The sequence below is a fragment of the Pseudomonas sp. 5.2 genome, from assembly GCF_059025405.1.
Genome location: NZ_JBYBHH010000005.1, coordinates 194,010 through 212,038, shown reverse-complemented (window position 1 = coordinate 212,038; position 18,029 = coordinate 194,010). Strand labels below are relative to the sequence as shown.

19 protein-coding genes and 1 riboswitch are annotated in these 18,029 nt (G+C 62.0%); of the genes, 6 read left to right on the top strand and 13 right to left on the bottom strand.

Annotated elements, in window-relative coordinates:
* Positions 1-8 precede the first annotated feature (8 nt).
* The 4 genes from AC5PZ0_RS10220 to AC5PZ0_RS10205 form a co-directional block, all read right to left on the bottom strand.
* Entirely contained in the window at positions 9-569 is a 561-nt protein-coding gene (locus AC5PZ0_RS10220) for a DUF2589 domain-containing protein (protein WP_493854840.1), read from the bottom strand.
* A 60-nt stretch (positions 570-629) separates the two neighbouring features.
* Positions 630-1,292, bottom strand: coding sequence for a DUF2589 domain-containing protein (locus AC5PZ0_RS10215; protein ID WP_493854839.1), 663 nt, complete (start codon positions 1,290-1,292; stop codon positions 630-632).
* 40 nt (positions 1,293-1,332) lie between these two features.
* A complete protein-coding gene (locus AC5PZ0_RS10210; protein ID WP_493854838.1) occupies positions 1,333-1,740 on the bottom strand; it encodes a Mor transcription activator family protein in 408 nt (135 codons plus the stop codon).
* A gap of 249 nt (positions 1,741-1,989) precedes the next feature.
* A complete protein-coding gene (locus AC5PZ0_RS10205; RefSeq protein ID WP_493854837.1) occupies positions 1,990-2,448 on the bottom strand; it encodes a hypothetical protein in 459 nt (152 codons plus the stop codon).
* A gap of 149 nt (positions 2,449-2,597) precedes the next feature.
* On the opposite strand from AC5PZ0_RS10205, the gene AC5PZ0_RS10200 reads away from it, so the two are divergent.
* On the top strand, positions 2,598-2,786 hold the full coding sequence (locus AC5PZ0_RS10200) for a hypothetical protein (protein ID WP_027594812.1): 189 nt from the start codon (positions 2,598-2,600) through the stop codon (positions 2,784-2,786).
* Positions 2,787-2,822: 36 nt separating this feature from the next.
* On the opposite strand, the gene AC5PZ0_RS10195 is transcribed toward AC5PZ0_RS10200, so the two are convergent.
* A complete protein-coding gene (locus AC5PZ0_RS10195; RefSeq protein ID WP_085273484.1) occupies positions 2,823-3,197 on the bottom strand; it encodes a fe2+ zn2+ uptake regulation protein in 375 nt (124 codons plus the stop codon).
* Between the two features lie 196 nt (positions 3,198-3,393).
* Here AC5PZ0_RS10195 and pvdQ point away from each other — a divergent pair, with 196 nt between their 5' ends.
* Entirely contained in the window at positions 3,394-5,685 is a 2,292-nt protein-coding gene (pvdQ, locus tag AC5PZ0_RS10190; RefSeq protein WP_493854836.1) for a bifunctional acylase PvdQ, read from the top strand.
* Between the two features lie 139 nt (positions 5,686-5,824).
* Here the strand turns inward: pvdQ and AC5PZ0_RS10185 are convergent, their stop codons facing one another.
* The gene (locus tag AC5PZ0_RS10185) at positions 5,825-6,547 is read right to left on the bottom strand and encodes a UDP-2,3-diacylglucosamine diphosphatase (protein WP_099429509.1); all 723 of its coding nucleotides are present in this window, start codon (positions 6,545-6,547) and stop codon (positions 5,825-5,827) included.
* Positions 6,544-7,047: a peptidylprolyl isomerase gene (locus AC5PZ0_RS10180; protein WP_027594816.1), complete on the bottom strand. Its 504-nt coding sequence runs from the start codon at positions 7,045-7,047 to the stop codon at positions 6,544-6,546. The genes AC5PZ0_RS10185 and AC5PZ0_RS10180 overlap by 4 nt, the downstream gene beginning before the upstream one ends.
* Positions 7,048-7,296: 249 nt before the next feature.
* Here AC5PZ0_RS10180 and AC5PZ0_RS10175 point away from each other — a divergent pair, with 249 nt between their 5' ends.
* Positions 7,297-9,000: a glutamine--tRNA ligase/YqeY domain fusion protein gene (locus AC5PZ0_RS10175; protein WP_027594817.1), complete on the top strand. Its 1,704-nt coding sequence runs from the start codon at positions 7,297-7,299 to the stop codon at positions 8,998-9,000.
* A gap of 9 nt (positions 9,001-9,009) precedes the next feature.
* A complete protein-coding gene (gene cysS, locus AC5PZ0_RS10170; RefSeq protein ID WP_085273481.1) occupies positions 9,010-10,392 on the top strand; it encodes a cysteine--tRNA ligase in 1,383 nt (460 codons plus the stop codon).
* A gap of 45 nt (positions 10,393-10,437) precedes the next feature.
* Here cysS and AC5PZ0_RS10165 read toward each other — a convergent pair whose 3' ends face one another.
* Complete coding sequence (locus AC5PZ0_RS10165) at positions 10,438-11,325, bottom strand: EamA family transporter (protein ID WP_099429508.1); 888 nt, start codon at positions 11,323-11,325, stop codon at positions 10,438-10,440.
* Between the two features lie 113 nt (positions 11,326-11,438).
* Between AC5PZ0_RS10165 and AC5PZ0_RS10160 the strand changes: the two genes are divergently transcribed.
* A complete protein-coding gene (locus AC5PZ0_RS10160) occupies positions 11,439-12,284 on the top strand; it encodes an AraC family transcriptional regulator (RefSeq protein WP_493854835.1) in 846 nt (281 codons plus the stop codon).
* On the opposite strand, the gene AC5PZ0_RS10155 is transcribed toward AC5PZ0_RS10160, so the two are convergent.
* The 5 genes from AC5PZ0_RS10155 to AC5PZ0_RS10135 all read right to left on the bottom strand — a co-directional run bounded on the left by AC5PZ0_RS10155 (position 12,197) and on the right by AC5PZ0_RS10135 (position 16,533).
* Positions 12,197-13,588, bottom strand: coding sequence for a sensor histidine kinase (locus AC5PZ0_RS10155; protein ID WP_493854834.1), 1,392 nt, complete (start codon positions 13,586-13,588; stop codon positions 12,197-12,199). The two genes, AC5PZ0_RS10160 and AC5PZ0_RS10155, sit on opposite strands and share 88 nt — an antisense overlap.
* Positions 13,566-14,246: a response regulator transcription factor gene (locus AC5PZ0_RS10150; protein ID WP_027594822.1), complete on the bottom strand. Its 681-nt coding sequence runs from the start codon at positions 14,244-14,246 to the stop codon at positions 13,566-13,568. The genes AC5PZ0_RS10155 and AC5PZ0_RS10150 overlap by 23 nt, the downstream gene beginning before the upstream one ends.
* Positions 14,247-14,404: 158 nt before the next feature.
* Positions 14,405-15,424 (bottom strand): branched-chain amino acid aminotransferase, encoded by a 1,020-nt coding sequence (locus AC5PZ0_RS10145; RefSeq protein WP_493854833.1) that lies wholly within the window; start codon positions 15,422-15,424, stop codon positions 14,405-14,407.
* 375 nt (positions 15,425-15,799) lie between these two features.
* The gene (locus tag AC5PZ0_RS10140; RefSeq protein ID WP_027594824.1) at positions 15,800-16,159 is read right to left on the bottom strand and encodes a hypothetical protein; all 360 of its coding nucleotides are present in this window, start codon (positions 16,157-16,159) and stop codon (positions 15,800-15,802) included.
* Positions 16,156-16,533 (bottom strand): glyoxalase superfamily protein, encoded by a 378-nt coding sequence (locus tag AC5PZ0_RS10135; protein WP_027594825.1) that lies wholly within the window; start codon positions 16,531-16,533, stop codon positions 16,156-16,158. Before AC5PZ0_RS10135 ends, AC5PZ0_RS10140 begins: the two co-directional genes overlap by 4 nt.
* Before the next feature lie 111 nt (positions 16,534-16,644).
* Positions 16,645-16,858: riboswitch (cobalamin riboswitch) on the top strand.
* Between the two features lie 100 nt (positions 16,859-16,958).
* Here AC5PZ0_RS10135 and cobW point away from each other — a divergent pair.
* Positions 16,959-18,026 carry a cobalamin biosynthesis protein CobW gene (gene cobW / locus AC5PZ0_RS10130; RefSeq protein ID WP_099429505.1) on the top strand — a complete coding sequence of 356 codons (1,068 nt, stop codon included), beginning with the start codon at positions 16,959-16,961 and terminating at the stop codon, positions 18,024-18,026.
* Positions 18,027-18,029 lie beyond the last annotated feature (3 nt).

Here is an 18,029-nt window from a genome sequence, read left to right as displayed (position 1 = left end):
CGCCGCGGTCAGCGGACCGTGGCAGCTTCGACGAATTCATTGGTATCGGGAGTAGGCGAGGGTGTGGGTTTAGCTATGCGCACCGGTGTGATCAGGCTGGTGTATTCCTCGATCAGCCGGTTAAGCGCTTCAGGCGGCTCACTGGCCTGGAACTGCATGCGGATCTGCACCTCGTCAGGGTCGCGACTGTCACCCTGACGGCCCTGGCCACCAATGGTCACCTTGAAACTGGCGGCGTTCGTCGCGCTGGCCGCCTGCAGCGCTTGCTGCGCCTCGGTGCCCTTGACGCGGACCGACAGGTCAACCTGCATGCGCTCAAGTGCCAGGCCCTTGGGCGACACTAGCGCAAACAAGGGCACACGCATGATGTGCTGCTCATCCATGGCGATTTCGACCATCTTGGCCTTCATGGGCGCACCCAGTGCTTCGGTGTCGCAGTCGAAGAATTGATCGAACAGATTGATGTACTGCTGAGCTATCAGGCTGTTGGTGGCGCTGGCGGCTTCTTGCAGGCCGCGTGTGATCTCGCGCAGGTCGATGGATGTCATGGGGGCGGGGGACTTGTCCAAACGTTCGGCTCCTGGGTTCAGGGGGTGCCCCCTGTTGCGAGGGGGCGATCGTTACCGACTTCAGTTAGCCGCAGGTGCCCCAGGCGTTGATTTGCTGCCGTTCGCGAGGCCGTTGAGCGTGTCGGCTTGCGAGATCATATCCGGGCTATTCAGCTTTGCGGACTTGACGACAGTGGGTTTGGTGGCAGCCTCGGTCAGGAAATCGATGACCCTCATCATCGCTTCAGGCGGGTCTTGGCGCTTCAGGGTCGTGCTGAAAGCGTAGCGGGCGCGGGTGTCGGTCTTGCGGGTTTGCGTGGACTTGTGGCTGATGCTGCCCTTGACGTTGAGCTTGAATGGCCCCCAACCCAGCGACCCGGTTGCCGTTGCGGCCAGGTTCTTGTCGGCCACGTCTTCCGACATCTGGTTGATGGTCAGTTCGAACTCGACATTACCTTCCTCGATGGCGATGTTCGGGTGGGTGATCGCCGCTACCAGCGGCACTTTCATGGTTTTGCTGACGACGCCTTGGTACTCACCCTGTTCATCGACGATGGTTTCGTCGTAGTCGAATTGTATGGCGACCGCCTTGCCTTCCTGAACGCACACTTGCATCAGGAAGTCGGCGTAGGACTTGCTTGCGGTAACTTGTGCCTGAACCATGGCTTGCAGGGGGCCTGCGATCATGCGGTCCATCGGCAAGGCATTGATGACGGATCCGATGAGGCTGTTGTCTAGGGACATAGCTGGATTCTCTTTTTAATGGGTGCTGCAAACGTAGCCGTCAGTGGCGACCATTAGGGTTATCGCCTAGTGAACATAGGGGGTCCTGTCGGCGGATATTGCCGATCTGCCGCAGGCTCAGGCCGTACTTGTCGGCCAGCAGGCTGCGTGACAAGCCCTCGGCGCTTTCCTGCTGGATCTGTAGGTTGCGCAACTGGCGCATGAAGTGGTCGGCCTTGGGGATTTCCAGGGCAACGCCAGCGAAGCGCTTGATCAGCGCATCGAGCGCGTCGGCCGGGAGCACATCGGCGAGCTTGGTGCGCTCGCGGTGCTTGGGGATGTATTTGGGTCTGCCGCCATAGGCGCAGGTGAGCTGGAATGCATTGTCGATACCGATGCAGTCGATCAGCGCTTGCAGTGAGTGGGGTAACTGGCTGATCTCTATCCGGGTAAGGTCTGGTAACTCCATAAGACGCTCCTTCGTTCGGTGTAGATGCGGTAAGCGATCACCTGCGGCGTTGTGTCGAAGGTGTGACCGAATTCTCAGGTAGAGCCAAGGTGCGTCGCTAGGCGCCATATAGGCTTGGGTTTGTAGCCTCGTTGAACAGTGTTTGCAGGCAGTGATTTCCCTTCTTGTAGGACATGCCTTCAACTATTCGCTGCAGCCGGTGAATTCCCGCTGTGACACGCCATGGCTTACCTGCTGGGTCAGTGACCCTCAGTCGCACGGATAGAGGCTCAACAGGCTTGCGCTTCTCAGGTATGCCTTGGGGGTCGTGCTCATGCCTTGGGGCAGGGCGCGCCAGTCGACCAGCAGGCACAGCGCGTTGAATGCATGCTCGGCGCGTTTTCCTACAATGCGATCTGAAAAATCTCGGCGATAAAGTGCCCGGGTCTGCTTCACTGCGTGCACCTGGTCGGCCAGTGCCAGTGTTTGTCGGGCCAACTCCGGTAACAGGGTTGCCGGCACGGTGAAGTGCACCTGGGAGGCATGAGCCTGCAGGTAACCCGCTTCGCGAACGCTGTACCAGAGTTGCTGCCATTGGCTGGACCCGGCGTTGGTCGCCAGTTCACTGCCTAGCTTGAGCAACTGTTCGGGGGGTGTCTGGCGCGTGTCCAGCGCGTAAAGAGGTAAGGGCGTCACAGCAAGAGATGCAAGCAGCAGGGATTTGTACATAGTGCCTCCGGCACGGGCGATGAGGGCCCATGCTTTCAGGCGAGTGGCACCACACTAAGCAGGAAATGCAGCGCCAGTGCGGGTGGGCGTTGTATCATTGCTGCGGCTCGTTGCGAGCCTTTTGCCCCTGATGTTGCAAGGAACTTTCAATGACACACGTGCAGCGCCTCAAATATTCACTTCTGATCATCCTGGTAGTACTGGGCCTCATGGTTGGCCTGTCCCACCTGCAAAAGCAGGGCACGATCAGTGAGCAGACCTTCCAGTTGCTGGCGATCGCCATTGCGGTGGTCGTGGTAGTCATCAACGGCATTCTGCGGCGCAAGGTCAAGCCCTGACCTGTGCGGGCCGGCCAGGCGTGGCCGGCCGTACGCTCAGCGTGGGGACGCTTGATCCAGCACGGCGCGGGCCTGGGGGTTGAGGCTGTAGCATTTGTCGCTGCCCAGGTTGATGACGCCTTCGGCGCACAGCCGCTTGAGCACTTCGCGCACGCTCAGGAACGACAGTGGAATGTCCAGTTGTTCCAGTTGCGCGTGCACGCCACGCACGCCAATGCTGCGGCCATTACGGTCGGCCGCATGCAGCGCATCGATCACCTTCAAGCGGATCAGGCTGGTGCGCAAGCCAAAGGTGCGTAAAAGTTCGCGAATCTGTTCGTTACCGACACGTTCTTCGGCGAAAACGTCCTGTCCCTTGGGCGCTTTGCCGGGTACGCGTGCAGCCTGCATTGAGGGTTGCGGGTTGTACATGTGAATGCTCCTTTTCGTGGACTAACCCGAAATGTGGTTGCCTCACTTACTAGGACGAATGAGAACGGAAAATCTGCAGCCCGCTCGAGAAAAAATATGCCTTTCCTGTTCAAGACGTTCTATCGCCTTGTAATACGTAAAATTTTCATTCAGCCATTCGTCTGATCGGGATGACCCCTGGATCCGAGGTGTGCCCGTGTTCTCAATTTCTCGTCCCATGACCAGCGCAGGCCTGGCGGCTGCGCTGGTCGCCTTCAGCACTGCCGCGCTGGCGCAGCCCGCCAGCACGGATGCCAGTGCCCAGATCCGGCGTACCAGCTACGGAGTGCCGCACATCGTGGCTAAGGATGAGCGCGGCCTTGGGTATGGCATCGGCTATGCCTACGCACAGGACAACCTGTGCCTGTTGGCCAACGAAGTGCTGACGGTCAGCGGCGAGCGATCGCGGCACTTCGGTGCCAAGGCCAAGACCGTCGAGCAACGGGACAACCTTGCCAGCGACCTGTTCTTCACCTGGCTCAATACGCCGAGCGCTGTGGGGGCATTTCTGCAGGCACAACCGGCACCGGTGCGTGACCTACTTGATGGCTATGCACGCGGCTTCAACCGTGCCCTCGCCGAGCGCCGCAGCCAAGGCCTGCCGGCAGAGTGCGGGAAGGGTGACTGGGTGCGGCCGATCACCAGCGAAGACTTGATCAAGTTGACCCGTCGCCTGTTGGCTGAGGGGGGCGTAGGACAATTCGCCGAAGCGTTGGCAGGGGCACAGCCCCCCTCATTGACCAGCCAGCGCGAGGCCACAGGCTTTGCCACGGCGTTGGCCCGGCAGGAGCGTTTTGCCTCGGAGCGCGGCAGCAACGCGGTGGCCGTCGGTTCGCAGCGCTCGGCCAATGGCCGTGGCCTGCTGCTGGCCAACCCGCACTTCCCGTGGATGGGCGGCATGCGCTTCTACCAGATGCAACTGACCATACCGGGCCAGCTGGATGTGATGGGGGCGGCGCTACCGGGCTTGCCTGTGGTGAACATCGGCTTCAACCGGCATCTGGCCTGGACACATACGGTCGACACATCAAACCATTTCACCCTTTATCGCCTTCAGCTCGACCCGAAGGACCCGACCCGCTACATGCTCGATGGCAAGTCACTGCCGTTGATGCGGCAGGCTGTCAGCGTTACGGTCAAGGCCGAGGATGGCACCTTGAGCCAGGTAGAACGCCAGGTCTACAGCTCGGAATTCGGGCCAGTGGTGCAATGGCCTGGGCGCCTGGATTGGGACGCGCACGCGGCCTACAGCCTGCGCGACGCCAACCTGGGCAACACGCGGGTGCTGCAGCAGTGGTACCGTATCAACCGCGCCGACAGCTTGGACGCGTTGAAGGGTTCGGTGCAGCAGTTGCAGGGCATTCCCTGGGTTAACACGCTTGCTGTCGATGAGGGGGGCGGGGCGCTGTACCTGAACCAGTCGGTGGTGCCGTACGTCGACCAGCAACTGCTGAGTGAGTGCGGCAACCCCAAGGCGCAAGGGCGCATGGTGGTGCTCGATGGTTCGCGCAGTGCCTGCCAGTGGAAGGTCGACGCCCAGGCGGCGCAGCCCGGCATCTTCCCCGCACGATTGCTGCCGAGCCTCGAGCGCAAGGACTTCGTGCAGAACTCCAACGACCCTGCCTGGATGGCCAACCCGGCTCAGCCGTTGACCGGGTTTTCGCCGCTGGTCAGCCGCGATGACCAGCCCCTCGGCATGCGTGGGCGGTTTGCCCTGCAGCGCCTGCAAGGCACGGCCAAGTTGGGTGTGGACGACCTGCAGCGCATGGTGATGGATGATGAGGTCTACCTCGCGAGCCTGCTGCTGCCGGACCTGCTGGCGTGGTGCAAGGATGCCGAGGCAGATGTGCAGCCTGTCTGTGCCAGCCTGGTCGCCTGGAATGGCAAGGCAGACCTGGACAGCGGCGTTGGCCTGGTGCATTTCGAAAACATGCTTGAGGCCCTGGTGGCTCACCCTGAAAGCTGGCGGGTAGCGTTCAACCCGGCCGACCCGCAGCATACGCCGCGTGGCCTGGCGGTCGAGCAGGCGGCAGTGCGCAAGCTACTGCACCAGGCGGCGCTGGCGTCCCAGCAACATGTGGCCAAAAGCGGGGTAGGGGGCGACAGCCGTTGGGGGCAGGTGCAGCAGGCTATCGATGGTACGCCGGTGCCTGGCGGGCCGCAGGGGCTTGGGGTGTACAACGCGATCCACAGTGTGCCGCATGGGCCGGGCAAGCGCCTGGTGGTCAGTGGTACCAGCTACCTGCAACTGGTCAGCTTTACCGAACAAGGGCCGCAGGCGCGCGGGCTGCTGGCGTTTTCACAGTCAAGCGAGGCGGGCTCGGCGCATGCGCATGACCAGACCAAGGCGTTCTCGGCCAAGCAGTTGGCAGTGATTCCGTTTACCGAGGCGCAGATAAAGGCAGATCCTGAGTATCGCGAGACAGTGATCAGCGAAGGGGATAGATAAGTGAATCTGGGGCTGCTTCGCAGCCCATCGCAGGCAAGCCAGCTCCTACAGGTACAGCGTATTCCCAGGGATTCGCACATACCTGTAGGAGCTGGCTTGCCTGCGATGGGCTGCAAAGCGGCCCCAGATTTCCGGGTATTCAGGAAAACTCGAACGGCGTTAACTGAAAGCCCTGTTCATCGACCTGCAGGGTCCAGCCCCGGCGGTCCCAGTCCCCCAGCACAATGCGCCGTGCCGGTTGCCCGTCCACCACCAGCTTGTGAATCGCCGGCCGGTGGGTGTGACCGTGAACCAGTGTCCTGACACCGTGCGCCGCCATCACCTTGGGCACTTCCTCTGGCGTGACGTCGACGATTTCCGTGGCCTTCATGCGCGTTTGCGTGCGGCTTTCACTGCGTAGCTTGCGCGCCAGCTTGTGCCGCGTGGACAGCGGCAGGTGCCGCAGAATCCAAAGGCTCAACGGGTTGCGCAGGTAACGACGCAGCTTCATGTAGGCCACGTCCCGCGTGCACAGCGTGTCACCATGCATCAGCAGCACCTGCTCACCGCCCAGTTCGACAACGCTCGGGTCGGCCAGCAAGGTGCAGCCTGCGGCATCGCAAAAGGCCTGACCAATCAGGAAATCACGGTTGCCATGCATCAGGTAGACCGCCGTACCGCTGTCGCTCAACTGGCGCATGGCCTGGCAGATCGACTGCTGGAACGGCGTCATGGCATCGTCGCCGATCCACGCTTCGAAGAAGTCGCCCAGGATGTACAGCGCTTTGGCATGCCGCGCACGGCCATCGAGCAGATCAAGAAACGCCCGGGTGATATCCGGGCGTTCTTCTTGCAGGTGCAGATCGGAGATCAGCAGTATCACCCAATGATCTCGGCTTTCTCGATGATCACGTCTTCTTTCGGTACGTCCTGGTGGCCCGCTTTCGAACCGGTGGCGACTTTTTCGATGGCGTCGACGATTTCACGGCCTTCGATCACTTCGCCGAATACCGCGTAGCCCCAACCCTGCACGTTCTTGCCGCTGTGGTTGAGGAAGTCGTTGTTGGAGGCGTTGATGAAGAACTGCGCCGAGGCCGAGTGCGGCTCCATGGTGCGGGCCATGGCGATGGTGTACTTGTCGTTCTTCAGGCCGTTGTCGGCTTCGTTCTGGATGCTGGCACGCTTGTCACGCTTTTCGTTCATGCCTGGCTCGAAACCGCCGCCCTGGATCATGAAGCCCTTGATCACACGGTGGAACACGGTGTTCGAGTAGTGACCGGCTTCAACGTATGCCAGGAAGTTGGCAACGGTCAGCGGGGCTTTTTCGGCGTTCAGTTGCAGGACGATGTCGCCGTGGTTGGTGGTCAGTTTAACTTTGGACATGCTGAAATTCGCTCTTTCAAGGCATTAAGGAATTAGGGTGCGCAGTGCGCGGGTTATCACCTGACGCAGTATCAGGCGATCGCGACACAATGGCGCGCACAGGCCATTTTGCCAGCCTGCGGCAAAAAGCCGTGATAAATCACGCCAGTTTGTCCGAGCCCGGCTGTCAGCAGCTTGACTGCTTCGGCTATGATAGGCCCTTTGATTCAATCGGCCTACCCAGGCCGGACACGTGCATTCAAGGATCCTATGAGCAAGCCCACTGCCGACAACGCGCCCAACGCCGCTGCCAAAGGCGCCCCCGCTGTCCCTGCGAACTTCCTGCGGCCGATCATCCAGGCCGACCTGGACTCGGGCAAGCACAGCAGCATCGTCACCCGCTTCCCGCCGGAGCCCAACGGTTACCTGCACATTGGTCACGCCAAGTCGATCTGCGTAAACTTTGGCCTGGCCAAGGAATTTGGTGGCGTCTGCCACCTGCGATTCGACGATACCAACCCGGCCAAGGAAGACCAGGAATACATCGACGCCATCCAAAGCGACGTCAAGTGGCTGGGCTTCGACTGGGCCGGCGACGTGCGCTATGCCTCCAACTACTTCGACCAGTTGCACGATTGGGCGGTCGAGCTGATCAAGCGTGGCAAGGCCTATGTCTGCGACCTGACCCCTGATCAGGCCAAGGAATACCGCGGCAACCTCAAGGAGCCTGGCAAGAACAGCCCGTTCCGCGAGCGCAGCGTCGAAGAAAACCTCGACCTGTTCGCACGCATGAAGGCCGGCGAGTTCAAGGACGGCGAGCGCGTGCTGCGGGCCAAGATCGACATGGCGTCGCCGAACATGAACCTGCGCGACCCGATTCTTTACCGCATCCGTCATGCCCACCACCACCAGACCGGTGACAAGTGGTGCATCTACCCGAACTACGACTTCACCCACGGCCAGTCGGACGCCATCGAGGGCATTACCCACTCGATCTGCACCCTGGAGTTCGAAGGCCACCGTCCGCTGTACGACTGGTTCCTCGACAACCTGCCGGTGCCGGCGCACCCACGTCAGTACGAGTTCAGCCGCCTGAACCTGAACTACACCATCACCTCCAAGCGCAAGCTCAAGCAGCTGGTCGACGAGAAACATGTCGACGCTTGGGATGACCCGCGCATGTCGACCCTGTCCGGCTTCCGCCGCCGCGGTTACACGCCGGCGTCGATCCGCAATTTCTGCGAGATGATCGGTACCAACCGTTCCGACGGCGTGGTCGACATGTCGATGCTTGAATTCAGCATCCGTGACGACCTCGACCGCACCGCGCCACGTGCCATGTGCGTACTGCGCCCGCTGAAAGTGGTCATCACCAACTACCCGGAAGGCCAGGTCGAGCAGCTCGAACTGCCGCGCCATCCGAAGGAAGACATGGGGGTACGTGTACTGCCGTTCGCCCGCGAGCTGTACATCGACCGCGACGACTTCATGGAAGAACCGCCAAAGGGCTACAAGCGCCTGGAGCCGGCCGGTGAGGTGCGCCTGCGTGGCAGCTACGTGATCCGCGCTGATGAAGCCATCAAGGATGCCGACGGCAACATCGTCGAACTGCGCTGCTCGTACGACCCGGACACCCTGGGCAAAAACCCGGAAGGCCGCAAGGTCAAGGGCGTGATCCACTGGGTGCCGGCCGCAGGCAGCGTCGAGTGTGAAGTGCGCCTGTACGACCGCCTGTTCCGCTCGCCAAACCCGGAAAAGACCGAGGACGGCGGCAGCTTCCTGGACAACATCAACCCAGATTCGCTGCAAGTGCTGACCGGCTGCCGCGCCGAACCGTCGCTGGGCCAGGCACAGCCTGAAGACCGCTTCCAGTTCGAGCGCGAAGGCTACTTCTGCGCCGACCTCAAGGACAGCCAGCCGGGTCGCCCGGTGTTCAACCGCACCGTCACCCTGCGTGACTCCTGGGGCAGCTAAGGAACCGTCGTGCTTAACATCTACAACACGCTGAGCAAAACCAAGGAAGCCTTCAAGCCGCTGGATGGCAACAAGGTGCGCATGTACGTGTGCGGCATGACCGTGTACGACTACTGCCACCTTGGCCACGGCCGCAGCATGGTGGCCTTCGACCTGGTCACCCGTTGGCTGCGCAAGAGCGGCTACGAGCTGACCTATGTGCGCAACATCACCGACATCGACGACAAGATCATCAACCGGGCCAACGAGAACGGCGAGACCTTCGACGCGCTGACCGCCCGCATGATCGACGCGATGCACGAAGACGAGCGCCGCCTCAACATCCTGCCGCCGGACCAGGAACCACGTGCCACCGATCACATCGCGGGCATGCACGCCATGATCCAGACGCTGATCGACAAGGGCTACGCCTACGCGCCGGGTAACGGCGACGTGTACTACCGGGTAGGCAAGTTCGTCGGCTACGGCAAGCTGTCGCGCAAGAAGATCGAAGACCTGCGCATCGGTGCCCGCATCGAGGTCGACGAGGCCAAGCAAGACCCGCTGGACTTCGTGCTGTGGAAGGGCGTCAAGCCGGGCGAGCCGAGCTGGGAATCGCCGTGGGGCCCGGGCCGTCCGGGCTGGCACATCGAGTGCTCGGTGATGTCCACCTGCTGCCTGGGCGAGAGCTTCGACATCCACGGTGGCGGTAGCGACCTGGAGTTTCCGCACCACGAGAACGAGATCGCCCAGAGCGAAGCGGCCACCGGCAAGCAGTACGCCAATGCCTGGATGCACTGCGGCATGATCCGTATCAACGGCGAGAAGATGTCCAAGTCGTTGAACAACTTCTTCACCATCCGTGACGTGCTCGAGAAGTACCACCCGGAGGTAGTGCGCTACCTGCTGGTGGCCAGCCACTACCGCAGTGCCATCAACTACTCCGAAGACAGCCTGCGCGATGCCAAAGGCGCGCTGGAGCGCTTCTACCACGCCCTGCGCGGCTTGCCACGGGTGGCGGCCAAGGGGGGCGAGGCGTTTGTCGAGCGCTTCAGCATGGCGATGAACGACGACTTCGGCACCCCTGAAGCCTGCGCCGTGCTGTTTGACCTGGTGCGCGAGATCAATCGCCTGCGCGACAGCGATCTCGACGCGGCAGCGGGCCTTGCTGGCCGCCTGCGTGAGCTGGGTGATGTGCTGGGTGTGCTGCAGCTGGAGGCCGACGACTTCCTGCGTGCAGGCGCAGAAGGCAAGGTCGATGCGGCTGAAGTGGAAGCGTTGATCCAGGCGCGCCTGCAGGCGCGTGCAGACAAGAACTGGGCGGAATCCGACCGTGTCCGTGACCAGCTGACCGCCATGGGCGTGGTGCTGGAAGACGGCAAGGGCGGGACTACCTGGCGCTTGGCCGACTGATCAATGGCGCGAGGGGCTGCCACGCAGCCCTTTCGCGACACGCCACTAAACAGCAGGCAGCGGTTTTCTCCCCAGCACCGCTCGCCCTTTTTTCATGCCGACCGCCAGCGCTGACAAGATCAGGGCAATACACAGCCACTCCCAGCCGCTAGGCACCTCATCCACGATCAAGGCTGAGCTGACGATGCCGAATACCGGAATCAGCAGCGACAGCGGCGCTACCGTGGACACCGGGTATTCGCGCAACAGGTAATTCCATCCCCAATAGCAGAAGTGCGTCGCGGCATACACCTGGAAGACCAGGGAAAAGACCACGATGGCATTCGTCTGCGCTGCCAGTGCCACGAACGGGGTTGCGCCATGCAGCCACCACGTGAGCGACAGCAAGGGTATTGGCGCAAATAGGCTGGCCCATACCACGAAGGCAAAGATCTCCTTCACCTTTGACAGCTTGATGATGACGTTGCCGATGCTCCAGGCCAGTGCGCTGATCAAGACCAGCAGCAACCCTGTTGTCGTGGTTTTGCCCGGGCTTGCTGCGAGGATGCCAACCAAGCCGGTCGCCGCTAGCACGATGCCGACCAGTTGCGGGCCGGTCAGGGGCTCGCGAAACAGCAAGCAGCCCCACGCCAGGGTAAAGAATGCACTGAACTGAATCAGTAGCGAGGCGCTGCCCGGTGGCACGCCCATGGCGATGCCGAGATTGATCAGTGCCCACATGGCTACGCCGAAGATCAGGCCATAGGCACCTAACCAGCGGACGGCAACCTTGGGGCGCTTGACGAAAAACACCCACGGCAATGCGCACAGCGCGAAGCGTAAGCCGGTGAGCAGCAGTGGGTCGACGTGGGCCAAGCCCAGTTTGGTGATCGGGAAGTTGAGGCCCCATAGGGCTGTGACCAGGACGGCAAGGGTCAGGTGTTTTCTGTGCATGGTTTGGCAATCTTCTGAGGTCGCGGCAGTGCGCCTTGACGCTTCAGTCACTATGCCGCGGTAACGGTTTGGCCCGCTTTCAATTCAAGGTCGAATCTAATTAAAATCAGGCCATGACCTACGTTGAAGATACGCTGTACGACGACACGCCTTGTGATGTGGTGGTGACGAGAAAGGCCTTTGCGGATGGCGAACTGTTCCCGATGCATCGCCATGGTCGAGGCCAGTTTGCCTTTGCCGCTTGCGGCGTGATCACGGTTGCAACCGAATCAGGTAATTGGGCCGTGCCGCCCTTACGGGCCATCTGGGTGCCTGCACAAGTGGCCCATGCCATGCAAATGCGCGGCCCGGTGACCATGCTCAATGCCTATATTTGCCAGCAGGCCGCCGAGCGGGTTGGGTTGCCTGGGCATTGCCAGGTGTTTGCGGTTTCCCCTTTGGTGCAGCAGCTGCTTGAAAAGGCGATCGAAGTGCCTGCGCAGTACCCCCTGCAGGGGCGTGATGCCTGCTTGATGGGCTTGCTGCTGCATGAGATTGCCGACATGCCGGCGCTGTCGCTGAATGCGCCGATCCCCGAGGAGCCGCGCCTTGCGCGGGCATGCCGAGCGTTTCTGGCGGCGCCTTCGCTGCAAACAGGCATTGATGGCATGGCGGACTGGGCCTGCATGAGCCGGCGCACGTTCACGCGCCAGTTTCGCGTGTACACCGGGATCAGCTTCATTGAATGGCGCCAGCAGGCATGCTTGCTGGACGCCGTGGTTCGGCTTGGCAAAGGGGAGCCAGTCACCCGCGTCGCGCTGGCGCTTGGCTACAGCAGCCCGAGCGCCTTTGCGACCGTGTTCAAGCGCTTGCTGGGCGAGGCGCCCAGCCGTTACTTCGATGCCCCCGTCAATGGGCAATGCAGTACCAGTTTGGCGCCGCCCAGTTCGCTGGCGCCTACCTCCAGCCCAAACCCATGAAGGTCGACGATCGCAGCAACGATCGACAGGCCCAGCCCGAAGCCTGGGTGGCGGTGACCTTCCTCGCTGCGATAGAACCGCTTCAGTACCGCCGTACGTTCCTCTTCGGGAATCCCCGGGCCGCTGTCCTCAATGGCGATGTGCAGGCCTTGGTCGTCCTGAGTCGCCAGCACGCGCACGCGGCCACCCTCTGGGGTGAACTTGATAGCGTTGCCCACTAGGTTGGCCAATGCCTCGAACAGCAGTTCGCGGTCACCATGCAGCGCCGGTAGCTGCGCGGGCTGCTCAAGCTCCAGGCGAATGCCGCCATCCTCGGCCAATGGCAGGTAGAAGTCGTGCAGCTCTACCAGCAGATCGTGCGGGTCGAGTTGTACAAAGCCCGCACGCCGCTGACGGTCCTCCAGTTCACTGATGCGCAACAAGCCGCGAAAGCGCGCCATCAAGGTATCGGTTTCGCCAATCGCCTGGTCCAGCGCCTCGGCCTGCGCCGAGTCGGTGGCACTCTGCTGGCGGATTCGGTACAGCTGCGCGCGCAGGCGGGTCAGCGGCGTGCGCAGGTCGTGGGCAATGTTGTCGCACACCCCCTTGACCTCGTGCATCAACCGCTCGATGCGGTCGAGCATGGCATTGACGATGGCGGCAAGCATGTCCAGCTCGTCGCGACGGGCTGACAGCGGCAGCCGGTGGGTGAGGTCGCCGGCGACGATCAACTCGGCCTGGGCCTGAATCGCGCGAATGCGCTTGAGCGGCCTGCGGCGCAGCAGGTACCAGCCGGCAAACCCGGGGATCAAGGTCAGGGAAATACCCCAGAGCAGGGCATGCAGGATGATCCGCGTGACCACGAACAACGAGCCATTGTCCCGTACCAGCACCAGCCAGCGGCCATCCTGCACTTTGATGGCCACGGCGTCGCAGCTGTCGCGTGGCATGTGCGGGTCATCGGCGTCCAGGCAGCGTTTGAGCTCATGCACCTTGCCGTCCAAGCCTAGCTCCGAAGGCAGCGTGCGCAGGCGGCCGCCAAGCGGGTTGAGCTGGGCATCGAACAGGCCGTAGGCATCGAAGCTGCGTTCCTCGAAGGCCTGGCTGGCAATCAAGGCGTCGTCCAGTTGCTTGCCGCTCATGTGTGCGAACAGGTGCTGGCGCTGCAGCATGGAATGGCGGGTCAGTTTGTTCAGGTAGCTGGAGACCTCGAAGTACAGCACCCCCATCAGGATGCTGCTCCAGGCCACGAACAGAAAGCTGTACAGTGCCAGCAAGCGGCTGGTTGACGAGCTCCAGCCCTTAGACGGGTTCAGCAATGGCATAGCCGGAGCCCCGTACCGTACGGATCAGCGGCGATTGGCCGGGCGAGTCGATCTTCTTGCGCAAGCGGCCGATGTGGACGTCGATGAGGTTGGTGCCCGGGTCGAAGTGATAGCCCCAGACTTCTTCGAAGATCATCATCCGCGTGATCACCTGGCCGCTGTGGCGCATCAGGTATTCGAGCAGTTTGTACTCGGTCGGCAGCAGATTGAGGGTGTGCTCGCCGCGGCGTGCTTCGTGGCTGATCAGGTCCAGTTGCAGGTCGGCGACTTGCAGGCGGGTCTGGGTCATCGGCACGCTGTTGCGGCGCAGCAGCACCTCGACACGGGCGGCCATTTCGTCCGAGGCGAACGGCTTGGTCAAGTAGTCATCCCCCCCGGCACGCAGGCCACGCACGCGTTCGTCAACGTCGGACAGGGCGCTGATCATCAGGATCGGCGTGGCGATTTTCAGGTTGCGCAAGGTCGTGACGATGGTCAAGCCATCGACTTCGGGCAGCATACGGTCCAGGGTAATCAGGTCGTAGCCACCGGCAATCGCCTTGGCCAGGCCTTCCCGGCCATTGTCGGCCCAATCCACGTCCAGGCCGTGGCTGGAGAGTTCGGCGACGATTTCCTGGCCGGTGACGGCGTCGTCTTCGATGGTCAGTACGCGTGGCATGCTGGTTCCTGGGCGGCGAATAGAGGCTTGATTGTGCCAAAGAATAGACAAACGGCGATTTAAGAAAAATTCATCTGGCGGTTCGGGCCCGACCCAGCAGCCAAAAAAAAGGGCATGCCATCATCTGGCATGCCCCTTTGTCAGGCTTGCAAAGCGCCTCAGGCGACCTTGACGATCCAGCCTGCCGGTGCTTCGACGTCCCCGCTCTGGATGCCGGTCAGCTCGTTGTAGAGCTTTTGGGTTACCGGGCCGACTTTTTCCAGGTCATGGAAGACGTGCAGCTTGCCGTTGTACTCGATGCCACCGATCGGGGTGATTACCGCAGCGGTACCGCAAGCGCCTGCTTCGATGAAACGGTCGAGGTGGTTGATCTCTACATCGCCTTCGATCACTTTCAGGCCCAGGCGCGAGGACGCCAGTTCCATCAGCGACAGGCGGGTGATGCCTGGCAGCACGGATGCCGATTTCGGAGTGACGAACTCGTTGTTGGCGGTGATGCCGAAGAAGTTGGCCGAACCGACTTCCTCGATCTTGGTGTGAGTCAGCGGATCGAGGTAGATGGCGTCGGCGAAGTTGTTTTTCTTGGCTTCAGCGCCCGGCTGCAGGCTGGCGGCATAGTTGCCACCGACCTTGGCCGCGCCGGTACCTTGTGGGGCGGCACGGTCGAAGCTGGAGATCTGGAAGTTGTGCGGCTTCATGCCGCCTTTGAAGTACGAGCCAACCGGGATAGCGAAGACCGAGAAGATGAACTCGGGGGCGGTGCGCACGCCGATGTTGTCACCGGTGCCGATCACGAACGGGCGCAGGTACAGGGCGCCTTTGCCATGGGGCGGCACGAAACGCTCGTTGGCCTTGACCACTTGCTTGCACGCCTCGATGAACACATCGGTCGGCACCTGTGGCATCAGCAGGCGGGCGCAGCTGCGCTGCATGCGTGCGGCGTTCTGGTCCGGGCGGAACAGGTTGATCGAGCCGTCCTTGCAACGGTAGGCCTTCAGGCCCTCGAAGCACTGTTGGCCGTAGTGCAGGGCAGTGGAGCCTTCACTGATGTGCAGTACGTTGTCTTCGGTCAGGGTGCCCTTGTCCCACTCGCCATTGCGCCATACGGACAGGTAGCGTTTATCGGTCTTGATGTAGTCGAAACCCAGCTTGTCCCAGTTAATGCTCTCGTTACTCATGACACCCTCGATTGTCTTGCAGATGCCCGATCGCTCGGGCTGCTGTTATATGCGCACCACGCCACGATAATACATCCGCCGCGGATCGGGAACGGCCAGTCACGAAACAGCGTGCGATTGGGTGGGGGGAGGGCGTATGTCCGGGGTTTTGCGCCGCCCTTGAGATCGAGCGCCGCCCGCGCGGCGCTTCGCAGCACAAGGCTGCTCCTACAGTCAGTTTCGGGCCAATTATTCCTGAGGCATTGACGCCCGCCTCGATACTGGCCCGAAACAGACTGTAGGAGCAGCCTTGTGCTGCGAAGCCCCGCGCAGGCGGGGCTCGATCTCGAGAGCGCCGAAGACCCTCCGCCATACACCCGGGCCACTACTTCTATCTCAGCGCCCCCGCAACCGCTTACCCCAATCCCCGCCGTGGCTCCGACTACAAGCCTCTTCACTGTCAAACCGCACATGCCAGGCCGGGTGGTCCAGCCGTATCCCCACTTCATCAAGCGCCTGACAGGTCAACGCCAGCATCCGCGCTTTAGCCACCCCAGCCAGCGCTGCAGCCTTGTCTGCCTCGCGCTCGAATACCCAGGTAATGCGCAGGCTGGCAGGAAAACTGTCGGGGTCAAGGTGATGGGTAAGCCAGGTGAACCCGACAATCTCTGCCTTGGCCGTTTCGCAGGCGTCCGTCAGGCAAACCACCAGCTCACGCTCCACGCGTGCCATTTCGCGCTTGCCCATGGCCTTCATTGCGCGGCCTCATCATCGATCTGCTGGCAGAAGCGCAGGCGGTTGCCAAACGGGTCATGGACCTGCATCTGCAGGCCCCAGTCCAGGCGTTCGGCTTCGGGCCGGGCGTAGCCGTAGCGTTTGGCCTGCAGTTCGCGCTCGAGGGCGCGCAGGTCGTCGAGGCGGGCGAACACGGTCGAACCCGGGGTGGCATCGCCGTGGTGTTCGCTTAGGTGCAGGATCAACCCGTCGCGGTGGATTTGCGCGTACAGGGGCAGGTCAGGGCTGAAGCGGTGTTCCCAGTCCAGGCTGAAGCCGAGGAAGTCGAGGTAGAACTCTTTGGCTTTTTCGACCGAGAAAATACGCAGTACCGGGATGGCGGGGGCGAGCGGCATAGGGCGTCCTTGGCCGTTGATGAAGGTGCAACTGTAGCGCAGATGCGCCAATGCCTGTGCGTCAGTCGCGCAATGGCCGACGGCAATGGTTGACCACCTGCCAGCCACTGCGTAGCCTTGCCACTTCGAGGTTCTTCGGCCAGGCCGAAGCTAAGACGGGAACGCGGTACAAGCCGCGGCTGCCCCCGCAACTGTAAGCACCGACAACGGGTCGACACAGCCACTGCGTAACCGCGCGGGAAGGCGTCGCGCCCTCCAGCCCTGCTATTCAAAGCATGGCAGGTACGGTGCGAGCCAGGAGACCTGCCTCGAGGCGATTTCGACTTTCAACCGGGCGGGGTGATCCGGTGGCGAACAAGCCCGGCCGACCTGGCCCGTGGCTTTCGTCCTGCATGCCCGCGCCATCTTGCCAAGGGCATCGCGACATGAAAACACTGGCCAAACTCCCCGTCACCATCGTTACCGGCTTCCTCGGTTCGGGCAAGACCACCTTGCTTCGCCACATGCTCGACAACGCCCAAGGCCGCCGTATCGCGGTGATCGTCAATGAATTTGGCGAACTGGGCATCGATGGCGAGATCCTAAAACAGTGCAGCATCGGTTGCACCGAAGAAGAGGCCAGCGGCCGCGTGTACGAGCTGGCCAATGGCTGCCTGTGCTGCACCGTGCAGGAAGAGTTCTTCCCAGTCATGCGCGAGTTGGTCGCACGCCGTGGCGACCTTGACCACATCCTCATCGAAACCAGTGGCCTGGCGCTGCCAAAGCCGTTGGTACAGGCCTTCCAGTGGCCAGAAATCCGTAACGCCTGCACCGTCGATGCGGTCATTACCGTGGTCGACAGCCCGGCTGTGGCGGCCGGCACCTTTGCCGCCTACCCAGACCAGGTGGACGCACAGCGCAAGCTCGACCCGAACCTGGACCACGAGTCGCCGCTGCACGAATTGTTCGCTGACCAATTGGCCAGTGCCGACCTGGTGGTGCTGAACAAGGCCGACCTGATCGACGCCGAAGGCCTGGCCAAGGTCCGCGCCGAGGTGGCCGAAGAGCTGCCGCCCGCGGTCAAGGTGATCGAGGCCAGCAGTGGCCGTCTGCCACTGGACGTACTGCTGGGCGTGGGCGCCGAGTCCGAGGTGCACATCGATGGCCGCCGTACCCACCACGATTCGCACCACGATGGCGATGATCACGACGATCATGACCACGACGCCTTCGATTCGATCTCCATCGACCTGCCAGAAGCCGACGAAAGCCTGTTGCTCGATGCCCTGACCCAGTTGGTGGTCGAGTTCGGCATCCTGCGCGCCAAAGGCTTCGCCGCCATCCCGGGCAAGCCGATGCGCCTGCTGGTGCAAGGCGTGGGTACCCGCTTCGACAAGCACTTCGACCGCGCCTGGCGTGCCGACGAACCGCGTATCACACGCCTGGTGCTGATCGGTCAGGACCTGGATGCCGTGCAGCTCGAAGCGCGTTTGCGCCAGGCCTTGGGCGCCTGACCC

Bases quoted from the DNA above. Each gene is read 5' to 3' on its own strand.
- AC5PZ0_RS10215 (WP_493854839.1), bottom strand. From the start codon at position 1,292: ATGTCCCTAGACAACAGCCTCATCGGATCCGTCATCAATGCCTTGCCG.
- AC5PZ0_RS10210 (WP_493854838.1), bottom strand. From the start codon at position 1,740: ATGGAGTTACCAGACCTTACCCGGATAGAGATCAGCCAGTTACCCCAC.
- AC5PZ0_RS10205 (WP_493854837.1), bottom strand. From the start codon at position 2,448: ATGTACAAATCCCTGCTGCTTGCATCTCTTGCTGTGACGCCCTTACCT.
- AC5PZ0_RS10200 (WP_027594812.1), top strand. From the start codon at position 2,598: ATGACACACGTGCAGCGCCTCAAATATTCACTTCTGATCATCCTGGTA.
- AC5PZ0_RS10195 (WP_085273484.1), bottom strand. From the start codon at position 3,197: ATGTACAACCCGCAACCCTCAATGCAGGCTGCACGCGTACCCGGCAAA.
- AC5PZ0_RS10180 (WP_027594816.1), bottom strand. From the start codon at position 7,047: ATGTCCAAAGTTAAACTGACCACCAACCACGGCGACATCGTCCTGCAA.
- AC5PZ0_RS10175 (WP_027594817.1), top strand. From the start codon at position 7,297: ATGAGCAAGCCCACTGCCGACAACGCGCCCAACGCCGCTGCCAAAGGC.
- AC5PZ0_RS10165 (WP_099429508.1), bottom strand. From the start codon at position 11,325: ATGCACAGAAAACACCTGACCCTTGCCGTCCTGGTCACAGCCCTATGG.
- AC5PZ0_RS10160 (WP_493854835.1), top strand. From the start codon at position 11,439: ATGACCTACGTTGAAGATACGCTGTACGACGACACGCCTTGTGATGTG.
- AC5PZ0_RS10155 (WP_493854834.1), bottom strand. From the start codon at position 13,588: ATGCCATTGCTGAACCCGTCTAAGGGCTGGAGCTCGTCAACCAGCCGC.
- AC5PZ0_RS10150 (WP_027594822.1), bottom strand. From the start codon at position 14,246: ATGCCACGCGTACTGACCATCGAAGACGACGCCGTCACCGGCCAGGAA.
- AC5PZ0_RS10145 (WP_493854833.1), bottom strand. From the start codon at position 15,424: ATGAGTAACGAGAGCATTAACTGGGACAAGCTGGGTTTCGACTACATC.
- AC5PZ0_RS10140 (WP_027594824.1), bottom strand. From the start codon at position 16,159: ATGAAGGCCATGGGCAAGCGCGAAATGGCACGCGTGGAGCGTGAGCTG.
- AC5PZ0_RS10135 (WP_027594825.1), bottom strand. From the start codon at position 16,533: ATGCCGCTCGCCCCCGCCATCCCGGTACTGCGTATTTTCTCGGTCGAA.
- cobW (WP_099429505.1), top strand. From the start codon at position 16,959: ATGAAAACACTGGCCAAACTCCCCGTCACCATCGTTACCGGCTTCCTC.